The organism is Streptococcus sp. IsoGale022, from assembly GCF_031142805.1.
Classification (GTDB): domain Bacteria; phylum Bacillota; class Bacilli; order Lactobacillales; family Streptococcaceae; genus Streptococcus; species Streptococcus sanguinis_A.
The window spans coordinates 32,835-56,467 of record NZ_JAKZJI010000020.1; the positions used below are offsets into that span (position 1 = coordinate 32,835).

Here is a 23,633-nt window from a genome sequence, read left to right on the forward strand (position 1 = left end):
AAGATATAGGAAAACATGCTATAATGAAAAGAACATTCTAAAAATCAGAAAGATTATTATATAGTAAGGAAAAAAATGGCGAATATTTTAAAGACTATCATTGAAAATGATAAAGGTGAATTAAGAAAATTAGAAAAAATGGCTGACAAAGTCTTGGCTTATGAAGACGAAATGGCAGCTTTGTCTGATGAAGAACTTCAGGCAAAAACAGAAGAATTCAAGAAACGCTATGCTGATGGCGAAACTTTAGATCAGCTCTTATTTGAAGCTTTTGCGGTTGTCCGTGAAGGAGCTAAGCGAGTGTTGGGCCTTTTCCCTTATAAGGTTCAGGTTATGGGAGGAATCGTTCTCCATCATGGTGACGTTCCAGAGATGCGTACCGGTGAAGGAAAAACCTTGACTGCGACGATGCCAGTTTACTTAAATGCCCTTGCAGGCAAAGGAGTACACGTTGTCACAGTCAATGAATACCTGACTGAGCGTGACGCGACCGAAATGGGTGAACTCTACTCTTGGCTGGGCCTTTCTGTCGGTATCAATCTGGCTGCTAAGTCTCCATCTGAGAAGAAAGAAGCATACGCTTGCGACATTACCTATTCAACCAATGCTGAGATTGGCTTTGACTATCTGCGTGATAACATGGTAGTCCGCGCTGAAAACATGGTACAGCGTCCGCTCAACTATGCCTTGGTCGATGAGGTGGACTCAATCCTGATTGACGAAGCTCGGACACCATTGATTGTATCTGGACCGGTTTCTTCAGATACCAACCAGCTTTATCATATGGCTGACCACTATGTCAAATCTCTGGATAAGGATGACTACATCATCGATGTTCAGTCTAAGACGATTGGTCTGTCTGACTCAGGTATTGACAAGGCAGAAAGTTACTTCAAGCTGGATAATCTCTACGATATTGAAAATGTTGCCCTGACTCACTTTATCGACAATGCTCTGCGAGCTAACTACATCATGCTCCTTGACATTGACTATGTGGTCAGTGAAGATCAGGAAATTCTGATTGTCGATCAGTTTACTGGTCGGACAATGGAAGGACGCCGTTACTCTGACGGTCTCCACCAAGCGATTGAAGCCAAAGAAGGTGTGCCGATTCAGGAAGAAACAAAGACTTCTGCTTCTATCACTTATCAGAACCTCTTCCGTATGTATAAGAAGCTGTCCGGTATGACAGGTACAGCCAAGACAGAGGAAGAAGAATTCCGCGAAACATACAACATTCGTGTTATTCCAATTCCAACAAACCGTCCGGTAGCACGTATTGACCATTCTGACCTGCTCTATCCAAGTATTGATTCTAAGTTTAAGGCAGTTGTTCAGGATGTTAAAGAGCGTCATGAAAAAGGCCAGCCAGTTCTGGTCGGTACAGTTGCGGTTGAAACCAGTGATTATATTTCTAAGAAATTGGTAGAAGCTGGGGTTCCTCACGAAGTTCTTAATGCAAAAAACCACTATAAAGAGGCACAAATTATCATGAACGCCGGCCAACGTGGGGCGGTTACCATTGCGACCAATATGGCTGGACGGGGAACCGACATCAAGTTGGGTGAAGGTGTTCGCGAACTGGGCGGTCTCTGTGTTATCGGTACAGAGCGCCATGAAAGCCGCCGGATTGACAATCAGCTGCGCGGACGTTCAGGTCGTCAGGGTGACCCAGGTGAGTCACAGTTCTACCTGTCACTGGAAGATGAGCTTATGCGCCGCTTTGGCTCAGAGCGCATTAAAGCCCTCTTGGATCGAATGAACCTTAGTGACGAAGATTCTGTTATCAAGTCTGGCATGCTGACCCGTCAGGTAGAGGCAGCTCAGAAGCGTGTCGAAGGAAATAACTACGATACGCGGAAACAAGTCTTGCAGTATGATGACGTGATGCGTGAGCAACGGGAAATTATCTATGCCGAACGCCACGATGTCATTACTGCTGACCGTGACCTCAGTCCTGAAATCCATGCTATGATTAAGCGGACTATCAACCGTATCGTTGATGGCAGCAGCCACTCTGATCAGGATGATAAGATTGAAGCGATTTTAAACTTTGCTAAGTATAACTTGGTTTCAGAAGATTCTATTTCAGATAGCGATTTGGAAGGCAAGTCTGACCAAGAAATCAAAGATTATCTGTTTGAACGTGCATTGGAAGTCTACGACAGTCAGATTGCTAAGTTGCGAGACGAAGAAGCAGTGCGTGAATTCCAGAAGGTCTTGATTCTGCGCGTAGTGGACAGCAAGTGGACTGATCATATTGATGCCCTTGACCAGCTGCGCAATGCTGTTGGACTACGTGGTTATGCACAAAATAACCCAGTTGTTGAATACCAAGCAGAGAGTTTCCGTATGTTCAACGACATGATTGGCTCCATTGAATTTGATGTGACTCGTCTGATGATGAAAGCGCAGATTCATGAGCAAGAGCGTCCGCGGACAGAGCGTGCTATTAGTACGACAGCTACCCGCAATATCTCTGCTAAGGCGCCAAATATACCTGATAATATAGACCTGTCTAACGTAAAGAGAAACGACCCTTGTCCATGTGGCTCTGGCAAGAAGTTCAAGAACTGTCACGGCCGTAGAAAGTAAGCATAAAAGAAGGAGAATAGATGACCTTTAAAGCAACCAGTCAACCCATTGATGTGGAAGAAGTTCGCCAACTTGCTAAGCTAGAAGGCGACATGCTCGCTCGCAAGGAAAAGCGTGACCGAGAGTTAGAAGCAATTCTGCGTGGTCAGGATGACCGCATTCTCTTGGTCATTGGTCCCTGCTCTTCAGATAATGAAGAAGCGGTGCTGGAGTATGCCAAGCGTTTATCTGCTCTCCAAGAAGAAGTAAAAGACCGTATTTTCATGGTTATGCGTGTTTATACTGCCAAGCCTCGGACGAATGGAGATGGCTACAAAGGGCTTATTCATCAACCTAATGCGACGGCCGCTCCAAGTCTGATTAACGGCATCAAGGCAGTCCGCAATCTGCACTATCGGGTCATTTCCGAGACAGGCATGACCACAGCTGATGAGATGCTCTATCCAGAAAATCTGCCTCTGGTAGATGATTTGATTTCTTACATGGCTGTAGGAGCTCGCTCGGTCGAAGACCAGCAGCACCGCTTTGTAGCTAGTGGAGCAGACCTACCGACTGGCTTGAAAAATCCGACTTCTGGCAATCTCAATGTCATGTTTAACGGCATCTATGCAGCTCAGAACAAGCAGAGTTTCCTCTTTTCAGGTAAGGAAGTCGAAACATCTGGCAATCCTTTGGCGCATGCCATCTTGCGTGGTGCCCTCAATGAATACGGTAAGAATATTCCTAACTACTATTATGATAATTTGTTGGACACTATTGCCCAGTATGAAAAAATGGGCTTAGAAAATCCCTTTATCATCATTGATACCAATCATGATAACTCTGGTAAGCAGTATCTGGAGCAGGTTCGTATCGTTCGCCAGACTCTGATTAACCGGGACTGGAATGAAAAGATTAAGGCTACAGTACGTGGCTTTATGATTGAGTCTTATCTGGAAGACGGTCGTCAGGACGAACCAGAAGTCTTTGGCAAGTCCATTACTGATCCTTGTCTGGGCTGGGCCAATACAGAACAGCTGGTTCGTGAAATTTATGATACATTAGGAAAATAGTATGGCATTTATCGAAAAAGGTCAGAAGATTGACATTGAGCAAATTAAGTCCAGAACCAGACTAACTGGTCAGGCCTTGGTTTATAAAAACAAGCGAGACCAAGAACTAGCTGAGATTCTCAGTGGGGAAGACGAGCGTATTCTCTTGGTGATTGGCCCTTGTTCATCGGACAATGAAGAGGCTGTGCTAGAGTATGCCCGCCGTTTGTCAGAGCTGCAGAAGAAGGTTGCAGATAAGATTTTTATTGTCATGCGCGTCTATACTGCTAAGCCGCGGACCAATGGGGATGGCTATAAGGGCTTGGTTCATCAGCCGGATACTTCTAAAGCACCTAGCCTTATCAATGGTTTGCAGGCAGTTCGTCAGCTCCACTACCGCGTCATTACAGAGACTGGTCTGACGACGGCTGATGAGATGCTCTATCCGTCCAATCTTGTGCTGGTAGATGACTTGGTTAGCTATCATGCTGTGGGTGCCCGCTCAGTTGAAGACCAGGAGCATCGTTTTGTGGCGTCAGGTATTGACGCTCCGGTCGGCATGAAGAATCCAACTTCTGGCAATCTGGGTGTTATGTTTAACGCTGTCTATGCGGCACAAAATAAGCAAACTTTCCTTTTTCATGGTCAGGAAGTAGAAACCTCTGGGAATCCTTTGGCTCACGTTATTCTGCGTGGGGCTACCAATGAATATGGTAAAAATATCCCAAATTTCTACTATGAGAATATGCTGGATGCCATTTCCTACTACGAAAAGATGGGCTTGGAGAATCCTTTCATCGTCATTGATACCAATCACGATAACTCTGGCAAGCAATATCTGGATCAGATTAGGATTGTGCGTCAGACCTTGCTTAATCGGGATTGGAACGAAAAGATCAAGAGAGCGGTTCGTGGTTTTATGATTGAGTCTTATCTTGAAGATGGCCGGCAAAATGAGCCGGAAGTCTTTGGGAAATCCATCACCGATCCTTGCCTGGGCTGGGACAATACTGTTCAGCTCATTGAAGAAATTTACAACACTTTAGATAAATAAGGAAAATTGAAAGGGACAGTCTTGACCTGTAAAGAGGACTAACTGTCGGGTGAAGACGAACTCAGCTGGCGGCCCAGCTGAGTTTTGTCGCCTTTATAGAGAATGATATGATTAAAGGACACGGAATTGACATAGAAGAGATAGCTGCCATTGAGCGAGCCTATCTGAAAAATGCCCACTTTGCAAAGAAAGTGCTGACCGTAGCGGAGCTTTCTCGTTTTGAGGAGTTATCCGGCAAGCGGAAAATAGAATTTCTGGCTGGCCGTTGGGCTGCTAAAGAGGCTTTTTCTAAAGCTTGGGGAACCGGTATCGGTAAACTCAGGTTTCAGGACTTGGAGATTTTAAATAATAGCCAGGGAGCGCCTTATTTCAGTCGTTCACCTTTTACTGGCAAGGTTTGGATTTCGCTCAGCCACGCTGCTGGCCTAGTTACAGCCAGCGTAATTTTGGAGGAAAATGATGAAAGCTAGTCTGCATAGACCCAGCAAGGCAGTGATTGATTTAGCTGCCATTGCTTTTAATATTAGACAACTGAGTGTCTATCTGCCTCAGACGACAGAGAAGTGGGCTGTCGTTAAAGCCAATGCTTATGGTCACGGATCTATTGAGGTTTCTAAGCACATTGAGCCCCTCGTAGATGGATTTTGTGTGTCTAATATCGATGAAGCCTTGGAGCTGCGCTCAGCTGGTATTGGAAAAAAAATTCTGGTGCTAGGGGTGTCAGATCTGGCTGCGCTTCCGCTGGCTAGAAAGGGGAAAGTGTCTCTGACTGTAGCCAGTTTGGAGTGGTTGGATCTAGCCTTAGATGCTGAAGAAGACTTGACTGGATTGTATTTTCATATCAAGATTGACTCTGGTATGGGGCGAATTGGTTTTCGAGATAGTCAGGAAGCTCAGGAGGCAATCCATCGCTTGCAGGCTGCTAGGGCTGTCGCTGAGGGAATTTTTACCCACTTTGCAACGGCAGATGAAGCGGAGCACCATAAGTTTGAAGCCCAGCTGGCTCGTTTTCATCAGATCTTATCTGAGCTGGACAGTGTCCCTCCTCTCGTTCACGCTAGTAATTCCGCCACCTCTCTCTGGCACAGCGAGACCGTTCTAAATGCTGTCCGGCTGGGTGATATCATCTATGGTCTCAACCCTAGCGGAAGAGTCTTGGAACTTCCTTATGAATTCAAGCCAGCTTTTTCGCTGGTTTCAGAATTGGTGCATGTCAAGGAAGTTGAGGCTGGAGCAGATGTTGGCTATGGAGCCACCTACACTAGCAAGTCTCAAGAGTGGATTGGCACCATTCCTTTGGGTTATGCAGATGGCTGGACACGGGATATGCAGGGCTTTGATGTCTTGATTGAGGGTCAGCGCTGCCCGCTTGTCGGCCGCGTTTCCATGGACCAAATTACAGTGCGCCTGCCTCAGGTTTATCCCCTTGGCACTCCGGTTGTGTTGATTGGAAATAGCGGAGCGGAGACCATTACGGCGACAGATGTGGCAGAAAAGCGTGGCACCATTAACTATGAGGTAGTTTGTTTGATTAGCGACCGTGTACCGAGGGTCTATAAAGACTAAGAAGATTAATGAAGGGAACCGCTTGAAGTACTTGATAATTTTCTAGCTTGGCCCCCTGTCTTTGATATTAGCACCGTAGCAGTATCAGAACTGAAAGAGGAATTATGAATTTACACCAACCTTTGACGGTTCTGCCTGGTGTGGGACCGAAATCAGCAGAAAAATTTACCAAGCTGGGTCTAGAGACTTTGCAGGATTTGCTGCTTTATTTTCCTTTTCGTTATGAGGATTTTAAAAGTAAGAATGTCCTAGACTTGGAGGATGGAGAAAAGGCGGTTGTTTCTGGTCAGGTCGTAACCCCGGCCAATGTCCAGTATTACGGCTACAAACGCAACCGGCTGCGCTTTACCATCAAGCAGGGAGAAGTCGCTCTGGCAGTTAATTTCTTTAACCAGCCTTATCTGGTAGATAAGATTGAAGTTGGAGCTAATATAGCTGTCTTTGGAAAGTGGGACAAAGCCAAGGCCAGTCTGACTGGCATGAAACTGCTGGCTCAGGTAGAGGACGACTTGCAGCCTGTCTATCGGCTGGCTCAGGGAATTAGTCAGGCCAGTCTGGTCAGGCTGATTAAGACTGCCTTTGACCAAGGATTGGACTTGCTCTTAGAGGAAAATCTGCCCCAGCCCCTGCTGGAACGCTACCAGCTAGTGAGCAGAGTTGAGTCTGTAAGGGCTATGCATTTTCCTAAGGACTTTGCGGACTACAAGCAGGCTCTTCGGCGGGTTAAATTTGAAGAACTCTTTTATTTCCAGATGCAGCTGCAGGTCTTAAAGAGAGAAACCAAGGCTGTCAGCAATGGATTGAAGATTGATTGGCAGTCGGATGCTGTGGCCGAGAAAAAGCAGAGCTTGCCTTTTGAGCTGACTTCGGCTCAGGAGCGCAGTCTGACACAGATTTTGCAGGATTTGCGGTCGCCTGGACACATGAATCGCCTGCTGCAGGGGGATGTGGGAAGCGGAAAGACAGTAGTCGCTGGTCTGGCTATGTATGCTGTTTATACAGCTGGCTTTCAGTCCGCTCTGATGGTTCCAACAGAAATTTTGGCTGAGCAGCATTTTGACAGCCTAACCCAGCTATTTCCAGAACTGAAATTAGCCCTACTTACTGGGGGAATGAAAGCGGCTGAACGCCGGGAAACCTTGGTAGCGATTGAAAAAGGTCAGGTGGACATGATTGTCGGAACCCATGCCCTGATTCAGGAAGGAGTCCGTTACCATGCGTTGGGCTTGGTCATTATTGACGAGCAGCATCGCTTTGGGGTGGAGCAACGCCGGATTTTACGGGAAAAGGGAGACAATCCTGATGTCCTCATGATGACGGCGACGCCTATTCCCAGAACCCTTGCTATTACAGCTTTTGGTGATATGGATGTGTCCATTATTGACCAGATGCCGGCGGGACGCAAGCCTATCGTCACCCGCTGGGTCAAGCATGAGCAGCTGGAAGTCGTCCTAGACTGGCTAAAAAAAGAGCTCCACAAGGGTGCTCAGGTCTACTTTATTTCTCCCTTGATTGAGGAATCTGAGGCGCTGGATCTTAAGAATGCCATTGCCCTAGAAGAAGAACTGACAGCCTATTTTGGTCAGCAGGCCCAAGTGGCTCTGCTTCATGGCAAGATGAAGAGCGAGGAAAAAGAGGTTATTATGCAGGACTTCAAGGAAGGACGGACTGATATTCTGGTCTCTACCACGGTCATTGAGGTCGGAGTCAACGTCCCCAATGCTACGGTGATGGTCATCATGGATGCGGACCGCTTCGGACTCAGCCAGCTTCATCAGCTGAGAGGCCGTGTCGGCCGAGGGAACAAGCAGTCTTATGCCGTCCTTGTTGCCAATCCTAAGACGGAGTCGGGCAAGCGCCGCATGAAAATCATGACTGAGACGACCGATGGTTTCCTGCTGGCTGAGGAGGATTTGAAAATGCGAGGTTCCGGAGAAATCTTTGGCACTCGGCAGTCTGGTATTCCTGAGTTTCAAGTGGCAGACATCGTGGAAGATTATCCGATTTTAGAAGAAGCCAGAAAGGTTGCCAGCCAGATTACTGCTGATCCGAACTGGCGGACAGAACCTAGTTGGCACTTGATTGCTCTTCATTTAGGCAAGCGAGATTACCTAGATTAAGAGTTCTTTTGATTAAGTTTCCTGCAAGTTATTTATAAGTAGGCTTTAAGTTTGAGGGATTATACTATTGTCAAATCAAAGAAAGAGGTAGGACCAATGACAATGTAAACATTACTTAAAATTCTGTAACCAAAGCTTGAAGACTAGAAGACTTGCGAGGTATGAGCCACTCAAAAAATAAGAATAAATTAGAATTTTTTCATCAACAATCTCCTAACAAATCACAATCTTCACCCAATCGGTGAAGTTTTTTTGTATGTGGCAGAAAAGACTTGTTCGTTTCAATTAGTAGATAGAAATTGCTGGACTTCTTTGACTATAAGCTTTCCCTAAGAAATCTATAAGAGATTCTTAAGTTGAGGGCTGTATCCTTATATCCAAGTAAGAACAAAAAGATTAGGGACCAGACTTGAGGTCAAACGCGCCAAGAGTTTCGTTTTTGCTCTTAAAGAATTAATGATAAACGAGGTAAAAGCTATGAAAGTTACAATCAAAGTCCACTATCCGAAGACATTTAAGCCAGCTCAGAAAATGGTGGTGACCTATGGTAAGTGATTATATTTTTGAAATTCTAGAGTCTCTGTTTGAGGTAATCTTCTAAGTCCAGCGATTCAATGAAGTTTTCCCAGTGTTAGAATATGAAAGAGTCAAAAAAGTGCTAAGCAAACTTAGCACTTTTTGATTTAAAGAAAATAAATAGGGATTTTTTCAGCCTTCCATATAATCCCGAAGTTCTTGGCCTTTTAGTCCAGCATTCAGGGCGATGAGCAGTTTGATTCTGGCTTTTTGGGCATTGAGTTCTTTGACGAAGAAGATACCAGCCTGGTGCAGCTGAACGCCGCCTCCTTCATAAGCATAGACTGGCTCAGCAATCCCGTTAAAGCAGCGAGAGACCAGAGCGATTGGCAGTCCGACTGCTATCATATCAGCCAGTTTGTCCGCCACTTCTTTAGGAAGATTGCCAGCACCGAATGCCTCTATGATGAGGCCGTCTATCTTGTCTAAATCCAGCATGTCCAGCAGTTCAGTCTTCATGCCCGCATAAGCTGGAATGATGGGCACTAGACCAGAAATGCTGTTCAAGTCAAAGCGGACCCGAGGCTCTGCTGTCTTAAAATAGAGAATCTCTTGTTTCATAATCAAGCCAAGCGGTCCGTGAGTCGGCGTCTGGAAGGTGCTGACATTGGTCGTGTGGGTCTTGGTCACATACTTGGCAGCATGTGCCTCGTCATTCATAACGACAAGCACGCCTTTATCACTGGCTTTTTCATCACTAGCCACCCGCAGGGCTGTCAGGTAGTTATAGACTCCATCGCTCCCCAGCTCATTGGAACTGCGCATAGCCCCGGTCAGAACGACCGGAATCTTCGGCAGCTGCATAGTATCCAGAAAGTAAGCCGTCTCTTCTAAAGTGTCTGTCCCATGAGTAATGACCACCCCGTCAAATTGGTCAGCACTGGCTTTGATTTTTTGGTAAAGTTTGAGCATGTGCTGGGGTGTGATATGAGGACTGGGAATATTAAAAAAGTCAATGACTTCTGTCTCAATCCCTTCAAGCGGAACTGTCACATGGTTCATAGGGTTATCAGCGTTGGTGACAACAGCCCCAGAGCCGTCAGCCTGCATGGAAATGGTTCCTCCTGTGTGCAGGACCAAGATTTTCTTTGTCATAAATCCTTTTTCTCCTTGTAGTTATGATGCAGATCTAAAAACTTACATTCTGTTTTCATAGAGTTTTCAATCCTGTTGCATAGATATTACTCCAGCTTTTCTTTTCTGCAATTCATGTGATTGTATGTCATTTTTGTGTTATAATTTATTGTATCATAAAAGGAAAGAATGAGAAAATCAATGGAAGTAAAGGCCGTCTTTTTTGATATTGATGGGACACTGGTCAATGACAGTCGAACGGTTTTGAAATCTACAGAAAAGGCTATTCATAGTTTAAAGGAGCAAGGAATATTGGTCGGTTTGGCAACCGGCCGCGGTCCGTTCTTTGTCAAACCTTTTATGGAGCAATTGGACTTAGACTTTGCTGTGACCTACAATGGCCAGTATATTTTTTCAAGAGACAGGGTAATTTCTGCCAGTCCCATTGACAAGCAGAGTTTACGGGATTTAATCGCCTATGCTAAGAAGCATCGGAAAGAAATTTCTTTGGGGACGGCTGAGGCTATGCTGGGCTCCAAGATTATGTCCTTCGGCATGAGCCCTTTCTCCCAGTGGACTAGCCGCTTCATCCCTAAGAGAATGGCGCGAACAGTCAGTCATGGATTTAATAAGGTCATCAGCAAGGCGCTGCCCCAGCATGAAAAGGATCTCCTGCAGCTGATTCAGGAGCCGATTTACCAAGCTTTGATTTTGGCCAGTCCAGAAGAAAGCCGTAAGATTGAAGCAGACTTCCCTGATTTGAAATTTACCCGCAGCAGCCCCTATGCGGTGGATATTATCAATAAAGACACGTCTAAGCTAGAGGGGATTCGCCGAGTTGGAAAGGAATATGGCTTTGACATTCATCAGGTCATGGCCTTCGGTGACTCTGACAATGACTTGGAAATGCTATCAGGAGTTGGTCTCTCTATTGCTATGGGAAATGGAACCAGCTCGGTCAAGGAAGTGGCCAAGCACACAACCACCAGCAATAGTCAGGATGGGATTCACAAGGCTCTGGAGCATTTTGGTATCCTAGCGAGGGAAAAGGTCTTTACCAGCAGTGACCATCACTTTAATAAGGTTAAAGAGTTCCATAGTGTCATGGATGAAAGTACTCAAGAAGAGCCGATTGCTTGGTCGCCTCAGGACGCTCGCTATCGGGCAGGCTTCAAGCTGGAAGAGCTGGTCGAGTTTCTGCGGGCAGCTAGTAACTCAGAGGAAGATTTTGATAGCTCTGTAGCTTACCTTCATCAGGCGCTTGACAAGGCTGCCGACAAGGTTTGCTCCAAGAGTCAGGCTGAGGTTTCTCTGGTTGGTCAGGTAGATGCCTTGATTGATACTCTTTACTTTACTTATGGCAGTTTTGTCCTGATGGGAGTGGATCCAGAGCAGCTGTTCGATATTGTCCATCGGGCTAATATGGGCAAAATTTTCCCAGACGGGAAGGCTCACTTTGACCCCGTCACCCATAAAATTCTTAAACCAGATGATTGGGAAGAAAAATACGCTCCCGAAGGAGCTATCAAAGAAGAACTAGAACGACAGATTCAGGCCTACCAGCGTACCATAGAGCAGAAAGAAGAAAACTAGAGCAGATGTCTGCTCTAGTTTTTATAAAGTTTTTTCTGGGTCTCTGACCACCAGCAAGTCAACCTTGGCGTGGCGCAGGATGTATTCGGAGGACGATCCGACTAGAAGCCGTTCAAAGGCATTGAGGCCGGTAGCACCAACCATGATCAGATCTACCTTGTGCTCTTCTGGGATATCTGTAGCCAAGAGAGTCTTGGGATTGCCCATCTCAATGACAATGTCAACATACTTGATACCGGATTTTTGAGCCTTTTCTTTTAGCTCTGCTGTCAGCTTTTTGGCATCTTCCTGCAAGTCCTCATAGACATCTGCATCAAAGGTTGAGACACTTTGCAAAGCTCGGGTATCAATGACATGGGCGATGGTGAGACGAGAGCCGTTTCGGAGAGCTACGTTAACGCCCTTTTCAAAGGCTAGTTCGGATTCGTAAGAACCGTCCACAGCAACCATAATGTTTTCATATTTCTGAGTCATAGAGCTACCTCCTCTAAAATGGTCGGCAAAGGACGTCGCATCATTCACAGAATGATTGGGCTGACCAAAAATCAATCAGTCCATAACGTCCGAGTGATTTGCAACTATTTTCTTGTTTCTATTGTAACCCTTTTCAGAAAAAAAGTAAAGATAAAATGGAAATGCTGTCAGAAAATTGCAAGCTGAGAAAGAGTCCGTTACTTTGAGGAATTAGAAGGAGAATGGCGCTTTGTATCCTATGATTCTCTTTTTAATTACATGAAAAGTGAGTTTATTTTTTGTTGTCAATCGCTTTTTCTGGTGGTATAATGATAACATTCTGATGAATAGAGGAAAAATAAGAATGAAAGAATTTGACAAGTCCAGCAAGCTGGAACATGTTGCCTATGATATTCGCGGTCCAGTTTTGGATGAAGCTATGCGCATGCGGGCCAATGGTGAAAAGATTCTCCGCCTCAATACAGGGAATCCGGCTGAATTTGGTTTTACCGCTCCAGATGAGGTCATTCATGACTTGATTATGAATGCGCGTGACAGTGAGGGCTACTCTGACTCCAAGGGAATTTTTTCAGCCCGTAAAGCCATTATGCAGTATTGCCAGCTTAAGAATTTTCCTAATGTAGATATTGATGACATTTATCTGGGAAATGGCGTCAGCGAGCTGATTGTCATGTCCATGCAAGGACTGCTTGATGACGGTGACGAGGTGCTGGTACCGATGCCAGATTACCCGCTCTGGACGGCTGCAGTCAGTCTGGCTGGTGGGAATGCTGTTCACTATGTCTGTGATGAGCAGGCAGAATGGTATCCAGATATTGACGATATCAAGTCAAAAATCACATCTAATACCAAGGCTATCATTATCATCAACCCTAACAATCCAACGGGGGCACTTTATCCTAAGGAACTTCTTCTGGAAATTGTAGAAATTGCTCGCCAAAATAATCTCATTATTTTTGCAGATGAAATCTATGACCGCATGGTGATGGATGGCAATGTCCATACGTCTGTGGCTAGTCTGGCTCCTGATATCTTCTGTGTCAGTATGAATGGTCTTTCTAAGTCGCACCGCATTGCAGGCTTCCGTGTTGGCTGGATGGTACTATCTGGGCCTAAGCATCATGTTAAGGGCTATATTGAAGGGCTGAATATGCTCTCCAACATGCGCCTGTGCTCCAATGTCTTGGCTCAACAAGTCGTCCAAACCTCACTTGGCGGTCATCAATCTGTGGATGAACTGCTCTTGCCAGGTGGTCGTATCTATGAACAGCGTAATTTCATCTATCAGGCTATTCAGGACATCCCGGGGCTGTCAGCTGTTAAGCCTAAAGCTGGTCTCTATATTTTCCCGAAAATTGACCGGAACATGTATCGCATCGACGATGATGAGCAGTTTGTGCTCAATTTCCTCAAGCAAGAAAAAGTCCTTCTCGTCCATGGACGAGGCTTTAACTGGAAGGACCCAGATCATTTCCGCATCGTTTATCTGCCTCGAGTAGATGAGCTAGCTCAAATCCAAGAAAAAATGACGCGCTTCTTGCGCCAATATCGCCGTTAATAAGCGGATGTTATAAAAAGGCTGGAAAATATTCCGGTCTTTTTCTTATCTATCCTACATATTTTTTAGTTTGATGGCTATCTTTGAATTGCAAAAATAAAAAAATTAAGATGCTCTGAAAACCGAATTTGAGATCGATTGGTAAAAATTATAGGCGGTTTTACCGACATTTTTTAGGATTTTGTCCAACATTTTTTATGCATCTGTCCAAAAATGCTTAAAAAAATGTGTTAGCGTCTTCCTTCTTGAAGACAAACGTGATAGAATGTGTTTGTCAATGTTTTAAACAATGATGAAAAAGTGGAGGAGATTATATTGACAATGAAAAAGACACTTAGTGCTTTTTCTGTCAGTGCAGCGGCATTGTCTTTGGTGCTCGCAGAAGGAGTTCAGGCTGATCAATTAGTTGATAATCAGTCTTATTCTGATGCGCCCGTTAGTCAAAGCCAACCACAGGCAGAAAACACACAGAAGGATGAATCTGTTTCGAAAGAACAGGTAGACGCTGCTCAGGCTCTTGTACAAGAAGCCGACAGCAATGTTGCACAAGGGAAAGCTGATTTGGCTCAAGCTCAGGCAAATACTGCTGCGGCTCAAAGTCAGGTCGAGCAAGCACAAGCTGAAGCTAACCGGGCACAGGAGGCAGCTGATAAAGCTGGTCCGGAAGCTATTGAAACAGCTAAGCAAGAAGAGAGCAATCAAAAAGCTCAAGTGGACAGCAACAAGTCAGAACTGGCTAAAGCTGACCAAGCAACCAAGACGGCTCAAGCTGAGCGCGATGCTCAGGCAGCTAAGACTAAAGAAGCTCAAGAGCAAGCGAAAACTCAAGAAGGACGCCTTGCTAAAGCTCAAAATGATGTGAAGGAAGCTCAGGCTAACCTAAGCGGTGAAGCTACAGCTAAGGCAGAAAAGAATGTGAAAGCAGCCCAAGATAAGGTGGCAGCTGACCAGTCTGCTGTTGAAACAGCTCAATCAAAAGTAGCTACAGCTCGCCAGACTGACAGTCAGAAGCAGGCTGAGGTAACAAAATCTCAGACTAACCAGACTCAGGCTAAGACGGCTCGTGATGCTGCTCAGAAGAACTTGCAGGATAAAACTGCTGCAGCTGAGAAGACCCAGTCAGACTTGAACCAAGCTCAACAGGCTTTGAAAAAGGCTCAAGCTGGAACGATTACTACTGAAGCTTCTAGCAATAAAAACCGTGTGTCAATGACTCTGGAATACATTGCAGCCTTGAGAGAGCTAATTGCACCGAATTTATCAGAGCAAAAAACTAATGAGATTCAAAAGAGACTAGCTGCACTGAATGCTAGTGCTAAGGCTCTCAATCGTTACGTAGCAGATCCTACAGATAGCAAAGCTTTGATTGATACCAACAATATTCCACAGAATGTTCGTCAGGAACTTTCACAGTTTGCTTCAGAACTCATCAACCAGCTGCGTGCTCAGATGGGAACAGGTGAAGTAGTTGTGACACCATCTTCAATTGATTTCGCTGATAAAGTAGCAACAGAATACCGCAAAGACAACTGGAACTGGGACTTGATGGAGAAATACCATCACGACGCTCGAGGAATTAACCGAGTAGCGCGTGAATATGGTTTGATGACCACAAGTGCTGAGCAGGAGAGTAAAGGTCTCCAGTACTATGAAAACGCCTACATCTGGAGAGAAAATGCTAATCAGATGAGTGTGGCTGAAATGAAGCGACGGGTCTATGATTCTGTTGTTGAATTCATGTTCAATGGCTACGAATGGCTGCATGCTACATCAATCTCTGGTCTCAATACTGGTCGCCAGAAAAATTATCTAGGAGTTGATTTCTCAATGGAAGGCGACATCACTATGGCTCATTTCACCATGGTGTCAGAAGATCAAGTCAAATATGCTAGCAAAAAGAACTTCAATGCCAGCCCTATTACAGGAAAAGCTCCAACAGCAAAAGTAGATCCGCAGGAAGTAGCCAAGGCTCAAACAGCCTATGATGCTGCCTTCAAGGCCAATCAACTGGCTCTGGCATCTAAGGGAGTTGCCCAGTCTACTTATAATCGGAGAGCTGCAGCTTTAGAGCAAGCCAACCAGCAACTGGCTCAGGCGCAAGCTCAAGCAGGTGAGTCAGCAACTGCTCAGGCTCAAGCAGCTCTTGCCGCAGCTCAAGAGAAGTTGGTAGCTGATCAAGCAGCTTTGGCAGCAGCACAAGCGGCCCTGCAAAACTCAAACTTGGATGACAAGACTAAAGCGGACAAATTAACTCAGGCTCAAGCAGCTCTGACTGCTGTTCAAGCAAAAGTTGCCGCAGCTCAAGAAGCTCTAAAAACTGAATCAGATAAGTTGGCTCAGCTAGAAGCAGCTTTGAATGCAGTCAAAGAAAGAAAGACTAACCTTGAAAAAGCTGTTACAGATGCTGAAGCAGCCTTGCAAACAGCTAAAGAGTCATTGTCAAATCTTGAAAATGCAGAAGAAAACTTGGAACAAGCTAAAAGCAAGCTAGCCGCAGCTCAGGCAGCTTACCAAGCGGCTCTTACAGCTCAAACAGATCAAGAAGCAAAAGTAGCAGTTTTAACTGCAGTTCAAGCACAAGCTAAGGCTACATACGACTTGCTAGCTCAAACTTATGCTGAACAAAATAAGGAAGAAGATATTCGCTATTACCAGTCTGTTTTGGCTCATACAGAGGAGCGCTTCGCTCGCTCATCGCTTACTGGACAAGCAAGAGCTCCTCAGCATACAGCTCTTGGAACGACTGGAACTGCTGGAAGTGCTAGCCCTGTAAACCATAAACAGGCAGTTGCTTCAGGTCCTGTCTTACCTAAGACAGGAGAAAACTCTTCTTGGCTTCTTCTAGCAGGCCAAATGCTTCTCCTCATGGCTATGAAATTGTTCTACAAGAAACGTTCTCTTGATTAGAAAGAACAAAATCAATCAAAAACAGTCAAATATTTGACTGTTTTTTGTTTAATATGGCTTGATATATCAAGTCATATACTTGAAAAATTCTTTATTTTATCGAATTGTATGTAATTGTTTTTCAATAAAAAATTTTCAGATAATTATTGAAAATTCACTACATTTATGATACAATGAAACCAATAAATACGAGGTAAAAACATGGCCAATTTACTAGAAAAAACACGAAAAATTACGTCAATTTTGAAGCGCTCGGAGGAGCAGATGCAGGAAGAGCTACCCTACAATGCTATTACGCGCCAGTTGGCTGATATTATCCACTGCAATGCCTGCATTATCAATAGCAAGGGCCGTCTTTTAGGTTATTTCATGCGCTATAAGACCAATAATGACCGAGTGGAAGCTTTTTTCCAGGATAAGAATTTCCCAGAGGAATACGTTCACGAAGCCAATCTGGTCTATGAAACAGAGGCTAATCTGCCAGTTGCACATGATTTGACGATTTTCCCAGTGGAGACCAAGGATGAGTTTCCGGATGGGTTGACAACCATTGCCCCTATCCATGTTTCAGGGATTCGTCTAGGCTCACTGATTATCTGGCGCAATGACAAGGAATTTGCGGACGATGATCTGATTTTGATTGAGATTGCCAGCACAGTGGTTGGTATCCAGCTGCTTAACTTCCAGCGGGAAGAGGATGAGAAAAATATCCGCCGCCGGACGGCAGTGACCATGGCAGTCAATACCCTGTCTTATTCAGAACTGAGGGCTGTTTCAGCTATTCTGGGCGAGCTCAATGGCAATGAAGGCCAGCTGACAGCGTCTGTCATTGCTGATCGCATTGGGATTACCCGCTCAGTGATTGTCAATGCCTTGCGTAAGCTGGAAAGTGCTGGGATTATTGAAAGCCGTTCGCTGGGGATGAAAGGAACTTATCTGAAAGTACTGATTCCCGATGTCTTTGATGAAATTAAAAAGAGGGACTACTAATGCCAAAAGCACTGATTTCCATTGATTATACAATTGATTTTGTCGCAGATGAGGGCAAGCTGACAGCAGGAGCGCCAGCTCAGGTAATTTCTGAAGCCATTGCTCAAGTGACGGAGGCAGCTTTTGACCGAGGAGATTATATCTTCTTTGCTATTGATGCCCATGATGAGAATGATGCCTTTCACCCAGAAAGCAAGCTGTTTCCGCCTCACAATATCAAAGGGACCAGCGGTCGCAATCTTTATGGCCCTTTGGCTGATTTTTATGACAAGCATCAAGCAGACTCGCGGGTCTTTTGGATGGATAAGCGCCATTATTCTGCCTTTTCTGGTACGGATTTAGATATCCGCCTGCGAGAAAGAAAGGTAGATACGGTCATTTTGACAGGAGTCTTGACGGATATTTGCGTCTTGCATACAGCGATTGATGCCTATAATCTTGGTTATCAGATTCAGGTGGTAGAGCCAGCTGTAGCTTCTCTGTCAGAGGAAAATCACAAATTTGCCTTAAACCACTTGCAAAATGTTCTGGGTTCGACTATAATAGATACAATTTAAGAGTAAAAGAGAAGCAGAGTAGGCTTGCTGACTTGCACAGAGAGTGCTGATAGCTGAGAGCAGCACCAAGAAAGCAAAAACCGAAGAACATGTTTCGTAATCTTTTGTGTGATCAAGCACAAACGTCGCTCACGTTACGAGCTCGGAGGCTGCCTTTTAGGGCAGCGAATAACAGTGGTACCACGGCTTTCGTCTGTTTTAGAGACGAAAGCTTTTTATTTTGCAGTAGGTCAGGTGAAGACGATGAGGAAATGTTGCTAATATCCTGAACAACAGGGCGGAGCTACAAATTGATTTGAGAGGGAAAGAACATGAAAGAAATTTTTATCGGAAACTATGGTTTAGAGCAGGTCGGACAGACCATGACCGCAACTGGCTGGGTGGCCAATATCCGCAATCACGGCAAACTAGCCTTTATTGAATTGCGGGACCGCGAGGGCTTGCTTCAGGTCTTCGTCGGCGGTGAGATTGAAGATTTTGCTAAACTGGAAGACATTGGCAAAGAGGATGTCATTGAAGTGACAGGGCAAGTGGTTCAGCGGGAAGAGCGCTTTGTTAACAAGGCTATCAAGTCTGGTCAGGTTGAGCTTAGAGCTGAGAAAATTGAAGTCATTGCTAGCAGCAAGGCATTGCCTTTTGAGCTAGATCAGCATGCCCATACAGGGGAAGACATGCGTCAGAAATACCGCTACCTGGACTTGCGCCGTGAGAAGATGACACATAACCTCAAACTACGTCACCAGGTCACCTCAACCATTCGGGAATATTTGAACAGTTTGGACTTTTTGGAAGTGGAGACGCCTTATCTGACCAAGTCAACTCCTGAAGGGGCTAGAGACTTCTTGGTGCCTAGTCGGGTCTTTAAAAATCAATTCTATGCGCTGCCTCAGAGCCCGCAGATGCTCAAGCAGTTACTGATGGGAGCTGGTCTCGAGCGCTATTATCAGATTGTTCGTTGCTTCCGTGACGAAGATCTGCGGGGCGATCGCCAGCCAGAGTTTACCCAGGTGGACTTAGAGCTGAGTTTTGCCAGCGAAGAAGAAATCCGAGCTCTGGTTGAAGCTATGCTCAAGGCTGTCGTCAAGAAAACTCATGGTTTAGAGTTGACAGAAGATTTTCCAACTATCAGCTATGAAGAGGCTATGAGCCGCTTTGGTTCTGATAAGCCAGATACACGCTTTGGTTTAGAGTTGAAGAATCTGACGGATTTGTGCCAGTCCAATGACTCTCTTCTCATCAAGAAAGCCTTGGATAATCAAGAGGAAGTGATGGGAATCTGTATTCCAGATGCGGCTAGTGCTTTTAGCAAGAAACAGCTGAGTCACTACTATCAGGAAATGAAGGAATTTGGCTGCAGTCGTTTTGCCAGTCTAAAGGTTGAAAATGGCCAGTTAGTTGGTGATTTGGCTAGTACCTTTGAGGCTGAGAGTCAGGAGTTGCTGGCGCGTTTTGAGGCCAAGGAGGGAGATCTCATCCTGCTAGTCATGGCTAAGAAGCGTCAGGCTCAGGAAGCTTTGGGACATCTACGCATAGAAGTCGCAAAAGCTTTAGATTTGATTGACCCGAGTCTGCTTCATTTTCTTTGGGTTGTGGATTGGCCGCTGCTGGAGTGGAATGAAGACCAAAACCGCTATCAAGCCATGCACCATCCTTTCACACAGGGAATCTTTGAAGATGGACAAGAGCCAGACCAATTTCGCAGCCACGCTTACGACATCGTCTTAAACGGCTATGAGATTGGCGGAGGGAGTCTGCGGATTCATAATCGGAAGGCTCAGGAAGCGATGTTTGAGCTGTTGGGCATGAGCCGGGAAGACTATGAGCGGGACTTTGGTTTCTTCCTAGAAGCCTTAGAGTACGGCTTCCCACCGCACGGCGGCTTGGCTCTGGGCTTAGATCGCTTGGTTATGATTTTGGCTGGGGAAGAAAATATCCGCCAAGTCATCGCTTTTCCAAAAAATGGTACTGGCTTTGATCCTATGCTGGAAAGCCCAAGTTTGGTGGATCAAAGACAGCTTAAAGAACTGCATTTGGAATTGAAGAATTAGCCTGAAATATGGTAAAATGAAATGATGCGAATTCCTGAAGAATAGCAGGAAGAAGCTGAAGAAAAGAGCTAGCGGATGTCAAATAAATCAGCGTCCCAAGCTTGTCAAAGTAAAGGTGAGCTGAAGCTTGGAAATAAAGATGTCATCTAGAAATTGTTATTTTCAGTCGCTAAAGCTCACATATCTTATGAAAGGAATCAGAGATGAAGATTACTCAAGAAGAAGTAAGTCACGTTGCTAAGCTGTCAAAACTGGCTTTTTCGCCAGAAGAAACTGCTGAGTTTGCGACGACATTAACCAAGATTGTTGACATGATCGAATTGCTCAATGAAGTGGACACGGAGGGTGTGCCTTTCACTTCTAATGTAGCTGCCAATATCAACTATATGCGAGAAGATGTGGCTCAGCCAGGCTGGAACCGGGAAGAGCTTTTCCAAAATGTACCTGAAAAAGAGCGGGGCTACATCAAAGTGCCTGCCATCCTAGATGACGGAGGAGATGCCTAATGACTTTTAATCACAAGACCATTGAAGAACTGCACGACTTGCTGGTCAAGAAAGAAATTTCTGCGGTAGAGTTAACTCAGGCAACTTTGGCAGACATCAAAGAACGTGAAGCAGCTGTAGACAGCTTCATTACTGTCAGCGAAGAGGAAGCTTTAGCTCAGGCTGCGGCTCTGGATGCTAAGGGTATTGATGCTGACAATTTTATGAGCGGAATTCCGCTGGCGGTTAAGGACAATATCTCAACCAAGGGAATTTTGACAACGGCTGCTTCCAAGATCCTCTACAACTACAAGCCGATTTTCGATGCGACCAGCGTGGAGAGGCTCTACGGTAAGGACATGATTATCGTCGGGAAGACCAACATGGACGAGTTTGCCATGGGTGGATCCAGCGAAAACTCCTACTTTAAGACGACTAAGAATGCTTGGGACAGCAGCAAGGTTCCTGGTGGATCATCTGGTGGTTCAGCAACAGCTGTTGCCTCTGGTCAGGTCCGTCTGTCACTGGGTTCAGATACGGGTGGTTCCATTCGTCAGCCGGCTTCCTTTAACGGTGTAGTCGGCCTCAAGCCAACCTACGGACGGGTTTCTCGTTTTGGTCTTATTGCCTTTGGTTCTTCTTTAGACCAGATAGGACCTTTCTCACAGACTGTTAAAGAAAATGCTCAGCTTCTGAATGTTATTTCTGGTAATGATCCTAAGGACTCTACATCATCACAAGAGGCAGTGCCAGACTTTACCAGCAAGATTGGCAAAGACATTAAGGGGATGAAGATTGCCCTGCCTAAGGAATACATGGGTGAGGGAATTGACAGCAAGGTCAAGGAAACTATTTTAGCAGCGGCGAAGCACTTGGAAAGTCTAGGAGCCATCGTTGAAGAAGTTAGCCTGCCTCACAGCAAGTACGGCGTGGCAGTCTACTATATTATTGCTTCTTCTGAAGCCAGCTCTAACCTGCAGCGTTTTGACGGTATTCGCTATGGCTATCGCGCAGAAGGCATTGAAAATCTAGAAGATGTCTATGTCAAATCTCGTAGCGAAGGCTTTGGTGACGAGGTGAAACGTCGGATCATGCTGGGAACTTTCAGTTTGTCATCTGGCTACTACGATGCCTACTTCAAGAAAGCTGGTCAGGTTCGGACCTTGATTATGCAGGATTTTGCTAAGGTTTTTGAGAAATATGACTTGATTTTAGGTCCAACTGCACCAACTGTTGCTTATGACTTGGGCAGTCAAAACCAAGATCCAGTGGCTATGTATCTGGCTGACCTTTTGACCATTCCAGTCAATCTGGCTGGCCTGCCGGGCATTTCAATCCCAGCTGGCTTTGCAGACGGTCTTCCTGTCGGCCTGCAGCTGATTGGTAACCACTTCGATGAAGCGACCATCTATCAGGCAGCCGCAGCATTTGAAGCGACGACTGACTATCACAAACAGCAGCCAGTTATCTTTGGAGGTGAAAAATAATGAACTTTGAAACAGTTATCGGACTGGAAGTCCATGTTGAATTGAAGACCAATTCAAAAATTTTCTCACCGGCTCCAGCTCACTTTGGTGAAGATCCAAATGCCAACACCAATATCATTGACTGGTCCTTCCCAGGTGTCCTGCCTGTTATGAATAAAGGTGTTATTGACTATGGTATCAAGGCTGCTCTGGCCTTGAACATGGATATTCACCAGAAGATGCACTTTGACCGCAAGAATTACTTCTATCCGGACAATCCCAAAGCCTATCAGATTTCTCAGTTTGATGAGCCGATTGGCTACAATGGCTGGATTGAGATTGAGCTAGAAGATGGCACGACCAAAAAAATCCGTATCGAGCGGGCTCACTTGGAAGAAGATGCCGGAAAGAATACCCATGGCAGCGATGGCTACTCTTATGTGGACCTCAACCGCCAAGGGGTGCCGCTGATTGAGATTGTATCGGAAGCAGATATGCGCAGTCCAGAAGAAGCTTATGCCTATCTGACTGCCCTCAAGGAAATCATCCAGTACACGGGCATTTCTGATGTCAAGATGGAAGAGGGCTCCATGCGGGTTGACGCTAATATTTCCATCCGTCCTTACGGTCAGGAAGAATTTGGTACCAAGACTGAGCTGAAAAACCTCAACTCCTTCAACTTTGTCCGCAAGGGTCTAGCATTTGAGGAAAAACGCCAGGCTGAAATCCTACGCAGCGGCGGTCAAATCCGTCAGGAAACCCGTCGTTATGATGAAGCGACTGGCGAAACCCTGCTCATGCGGGTTAAGGAAGGATCGGCTGACTACCGTTATTTCCCAGAGCCTGATCTGCCTATCTTTGAGATTGAAGATGATTGGATTGAGCAAGTGCGCAGTAGCCTGCCAGCCTTTCCAAAAGAACGCCGTGCCAAGTATGTGGGCGACTACGGTCTGTCTGACTACGATGCCAAACAACTGACAGCGACGAAGGCTGTGTCAGACTTCTTTGAAGCAGCTGTTGCCGCAGGTGGTGATGCTAAGGCTGTCTCTAACTGGCTCCAAGGAGAAGTGGCGCAATATCTCAATGCCGAAGTAAAGACCATCTCTGAAATTGAGCTGACACCTGAGAACCTGACTGAGATGATTGCTCTGATTGCAGACGGAACGATTTCCTCTAAGATTGCTAAGAAGGTCTTTGTCCATTTGGCCAAAAATGGCGGCTCTGCTAAAGAGTATGTGCAGAAAGCAGGTCTGATTCAAATCTCAGACCCTGCCAAGCTTCTTCCAATCATCCAAGAAGTATTTGCAAACAATGAAAAAGCGATCAATGACTATAAGGGCGGCAATAAGAATGCAGCTAAATCCCTGATCGGTCAATTGATGAAGGCCACTAAGGGGCAAGCCAACCCACAAGTAGCACAAAAACTGCTCAATGAAGAGTTGGAGAAATTGTAGAAATAAGTAGAAAACCAGTCAAGTGTACTGACCCCAAAAAGTTAGACAAAAAATATTAGTGAAAGGATTTAGTTCTGTACTGCAC

At 45.5% G+C, this 23,633-nt stretch carries 17 protein-coding genes; 15 read left to right on the forward strand and 2 right to left on the reverse strand.

Annotated features, from left to right (window positions below; translation table 11 throughout):
* The first annotated feature begins 75 nt into the window (after positions 1–75).
* The 6 genes from secA (at position 76) to recG (ending at position 8,366) form a co-directional block, all read left to right on the forward strand.
* A complete protein-coding gene (gene secA, locus RG608_RS09955) occupies positions 76–2,595 on the forward strand; it encodes a preprotein translocase subunit SecA (RefSeq protein ID WP_268687275.1) in 2,520 nt (839 codons plus the stop codon).
* Positions 2,596–2,615: 20 nt separating this feature from the next.
* Positions 2,616–3,647, forward strand: coding sequence for a 3-deoxy-7-phosphoheptulonate synthase (locus tag RG608_RS09960; RefSeq protein WP_268687276.1), 1,032 nt, complete (start codon positions 2,616–2,618; stop codon positions 3,645–3,647).
* A 1-nt stretch (position 3,648) separates the two neighbouring features.
* The gene (locus RG608_RS09965; RefSeq protein WP_268687277.1) at positions 3,649–4,680 is read left to right on the forward strand and encodes a 3-deoxy-7-phosphoheptulonate synthase; all 1,032 of its coding nucleotides are present in this window, start codon (positions 3,649–3,651) and stop codon (positions 4,678–4,680) included.
* A gap of 107 nt (positions 4,681–4,787) precedes the next feature.
* The gene (acpS, locus tag RG608_RS09970) at positions 4,788–5,150 is read left to right on the forward strand and encodes a holo-ACP synthase (protein ID WP_268687278.1); all 363 of its coding nucleotides are present in this window, start codon (positions 4,788–4,790) and stop codon (positions 5,148–5,150) included.
* Positions 5,140–6,246 (forward strand): alanine racemase, encoded by a 1,107-nt coding sequence (gene alr / locus RG608_RS09975; RefSeq protein WP_308946937.1) that lies wholly within the window; start codon positions 5,140–5,142, stop codon positions 6,244–6,246. The genes acpS and alr overlap by 11 nt, the downstream gene beginning before the upstream one ends.
* Before the next feature lie 104 nt (positions 6,247–6,350).
* Positions 6,351–8,366, forward strand: a complete 2,016-nt coding sequence (recG, locus tag RG608_RS09980; RefSeq protein ID WP_268687280.1) for an ATP-dependent DNA helicase RecG — start codon at positions 6,351–6,353, stop codon at positions 8,364–8,366.
* A gap of 708 nt (positions 8,367–9,074) precedes the next feature.
* Here the strand turns inward: recG and RG608_RS09985 are convergent.
* On the reverse strand, positions 9,075–10,037 hold the full coding sequence (locus tag RG608_RS09985; protein WP_268687281.1) for an asparaginase: 963 nt from the start codon (positions 10,035–10,037) through the stop codon (positions 9,075–9,077).
* Between the two features lie 180 nt (positions 10,038–10,217).
* Here RG608_RS09985 and RG608_RS09990 point away from each other — a divergent pair, with 180 nt between their 5' ends.
* Positions 10,218–11,609, forward strand: coding sequence for a Cof-type HAD-IIB family hydrolase (locus RG608_RS09990; RefSeq protein ID WP_308946938.1), 1,392 nt, complete (start codon positions 10,218–10,220; stop codon positions 11,607–11,609).
* A gap of 21 nt (positions 11,610–11,630) precedes the next feature.
* On the opposite strand, the gene RG608_RS09995 is transcribed toward RG608_RS09990, so the two are convergent.
* Positions 11,631–12,083, reverse strand: coding sequence for a universal stress protein (locus tag RG608_RS09995; RefSeq protein WP_268687283.1), 453 nt, complete (start codon positions 12,081–12,083; stop codon positions 11,631–11,633).
* Positions 12,084–12,426: 343 nt separating this feature from the next.
* Between RG608_RS09995 and RG608_RS10000 the strand changes: the two genes are divergently transcribed.
* The 8 genes from RG608_RS10000 to gatB all read left to right on the forward strand — a co-directional run bounded on the left by RG608_RS10000 (position 12,427) and on the right by gatB (position 23,548).
* Positions 12,427–13,641 (forward strand): pyridoxal phosphate-dependent aminotransferase, encoded by a 1,215-nt coding sequence (locus RG608_RS10000; protein ID WP_032908228.1) that lies wholly within the window; start codon positions 12,427–12,429, stop codon positions 13,639–13,641.
* A gap of 321 nt (positions 13,642–13,962) precedes the next feature.
* On the forward strand, positions 13,963–16,548 hold the full coding sequence (locus tag RG608_RS10005; protein ID WP_374989837.1) for an SEC10/PgrA surface exclusion domain-containing protein: 2,586 nt from the start codon (positions 13,963–13,965) through the stop codon (positions 16,546–16,548).
* Positions 16,549–16,749: 201 nt separating this feature from the next.
* The gene (gene codY / locus RG608_RS10010; RefSeq protein ID WP_002903941.1) at positions 16,750–17,538 is read left to right on the forward strand and encodes a GTP-sensing pleiotropic transcriptional regulator CodY; all 789 of its coding nucleotides are present in this window, start codon (positions 16,750–16,752) and stop codon (positions 17,536–17,538) included.
* Entirely contained in the window at positions 17,538–18,095 is a 558-nt protein-coding gene (locus RG608_RS10015; RefSeq protein ID WP_268687285.1) for a cysteine hydrolase family protein, read from the forward strand. Before codY ends, RG608_RS10015 begins: the two co-directional genes overlap by 1 nt.
* Before the next feature lie 311 nt (positions 18,096–18,406).
* Positions 18,407–20,143 carry an aspartate--tRNA ligase gene (gene aspS, locus RG608_RS10020; RefSeq protein ID WP_308946933.1) on the forward strand — a complete coding sequence of 579 codons (1,737 nt, stop codon included), beginning with the start codon at positions 18,407–18,409 and terminating at the stop codon, positions 20,141–20,143.
* A gap of 203 nt (positions 20,144–20,346) precedes the next feature.
* Positions 20,347–20,649 (forward strand): Asp-tRNA(Asn)/Glu-tRNA(Gln) amidotransferase subunit GatC, encoded by a 303-nt coding sequence (gene gatC / locus RG608_RS10025; protein ID WP_308946934.1) that lies wholly within the window; start codon positions 20,347–20,349, stop codon positions 20,647–20,649.
* Positions 20,649–22,115: an Asp-tRNA(Asn)/Glu-tRNA(Gln) amidotransferase subunit GatA gene (gene gatA, locus RG608_RS10030; protein ID WP_308946935.1), complete on the forward strand. Its 1,467-nt coding sequence runs from the start codon at positions 20,649–20,651 to the stop codon at positions 22,113–22,115. The genes gatC and gatA overlap by 1 nt, the downstream gene beginning before the upstream one ends.
* Entirely contained in the window at positions 22,115–23,548 is a 1,434-nt protein-coding gene (gatB, locus tag RG608_RS10035) for an Asp-tRNA(Asn)/Glu-tRNA(Gln) amidotransferase subunit GatB (RefSeq protein ID WP_308946936.1), read from the forward strand. The genes gatA and gatB overlap by 1 nt, the downstream gene beginning before the upstream one ends.
* Positions 23,549–23,633 lie beyond the last annotated feature (85 nt).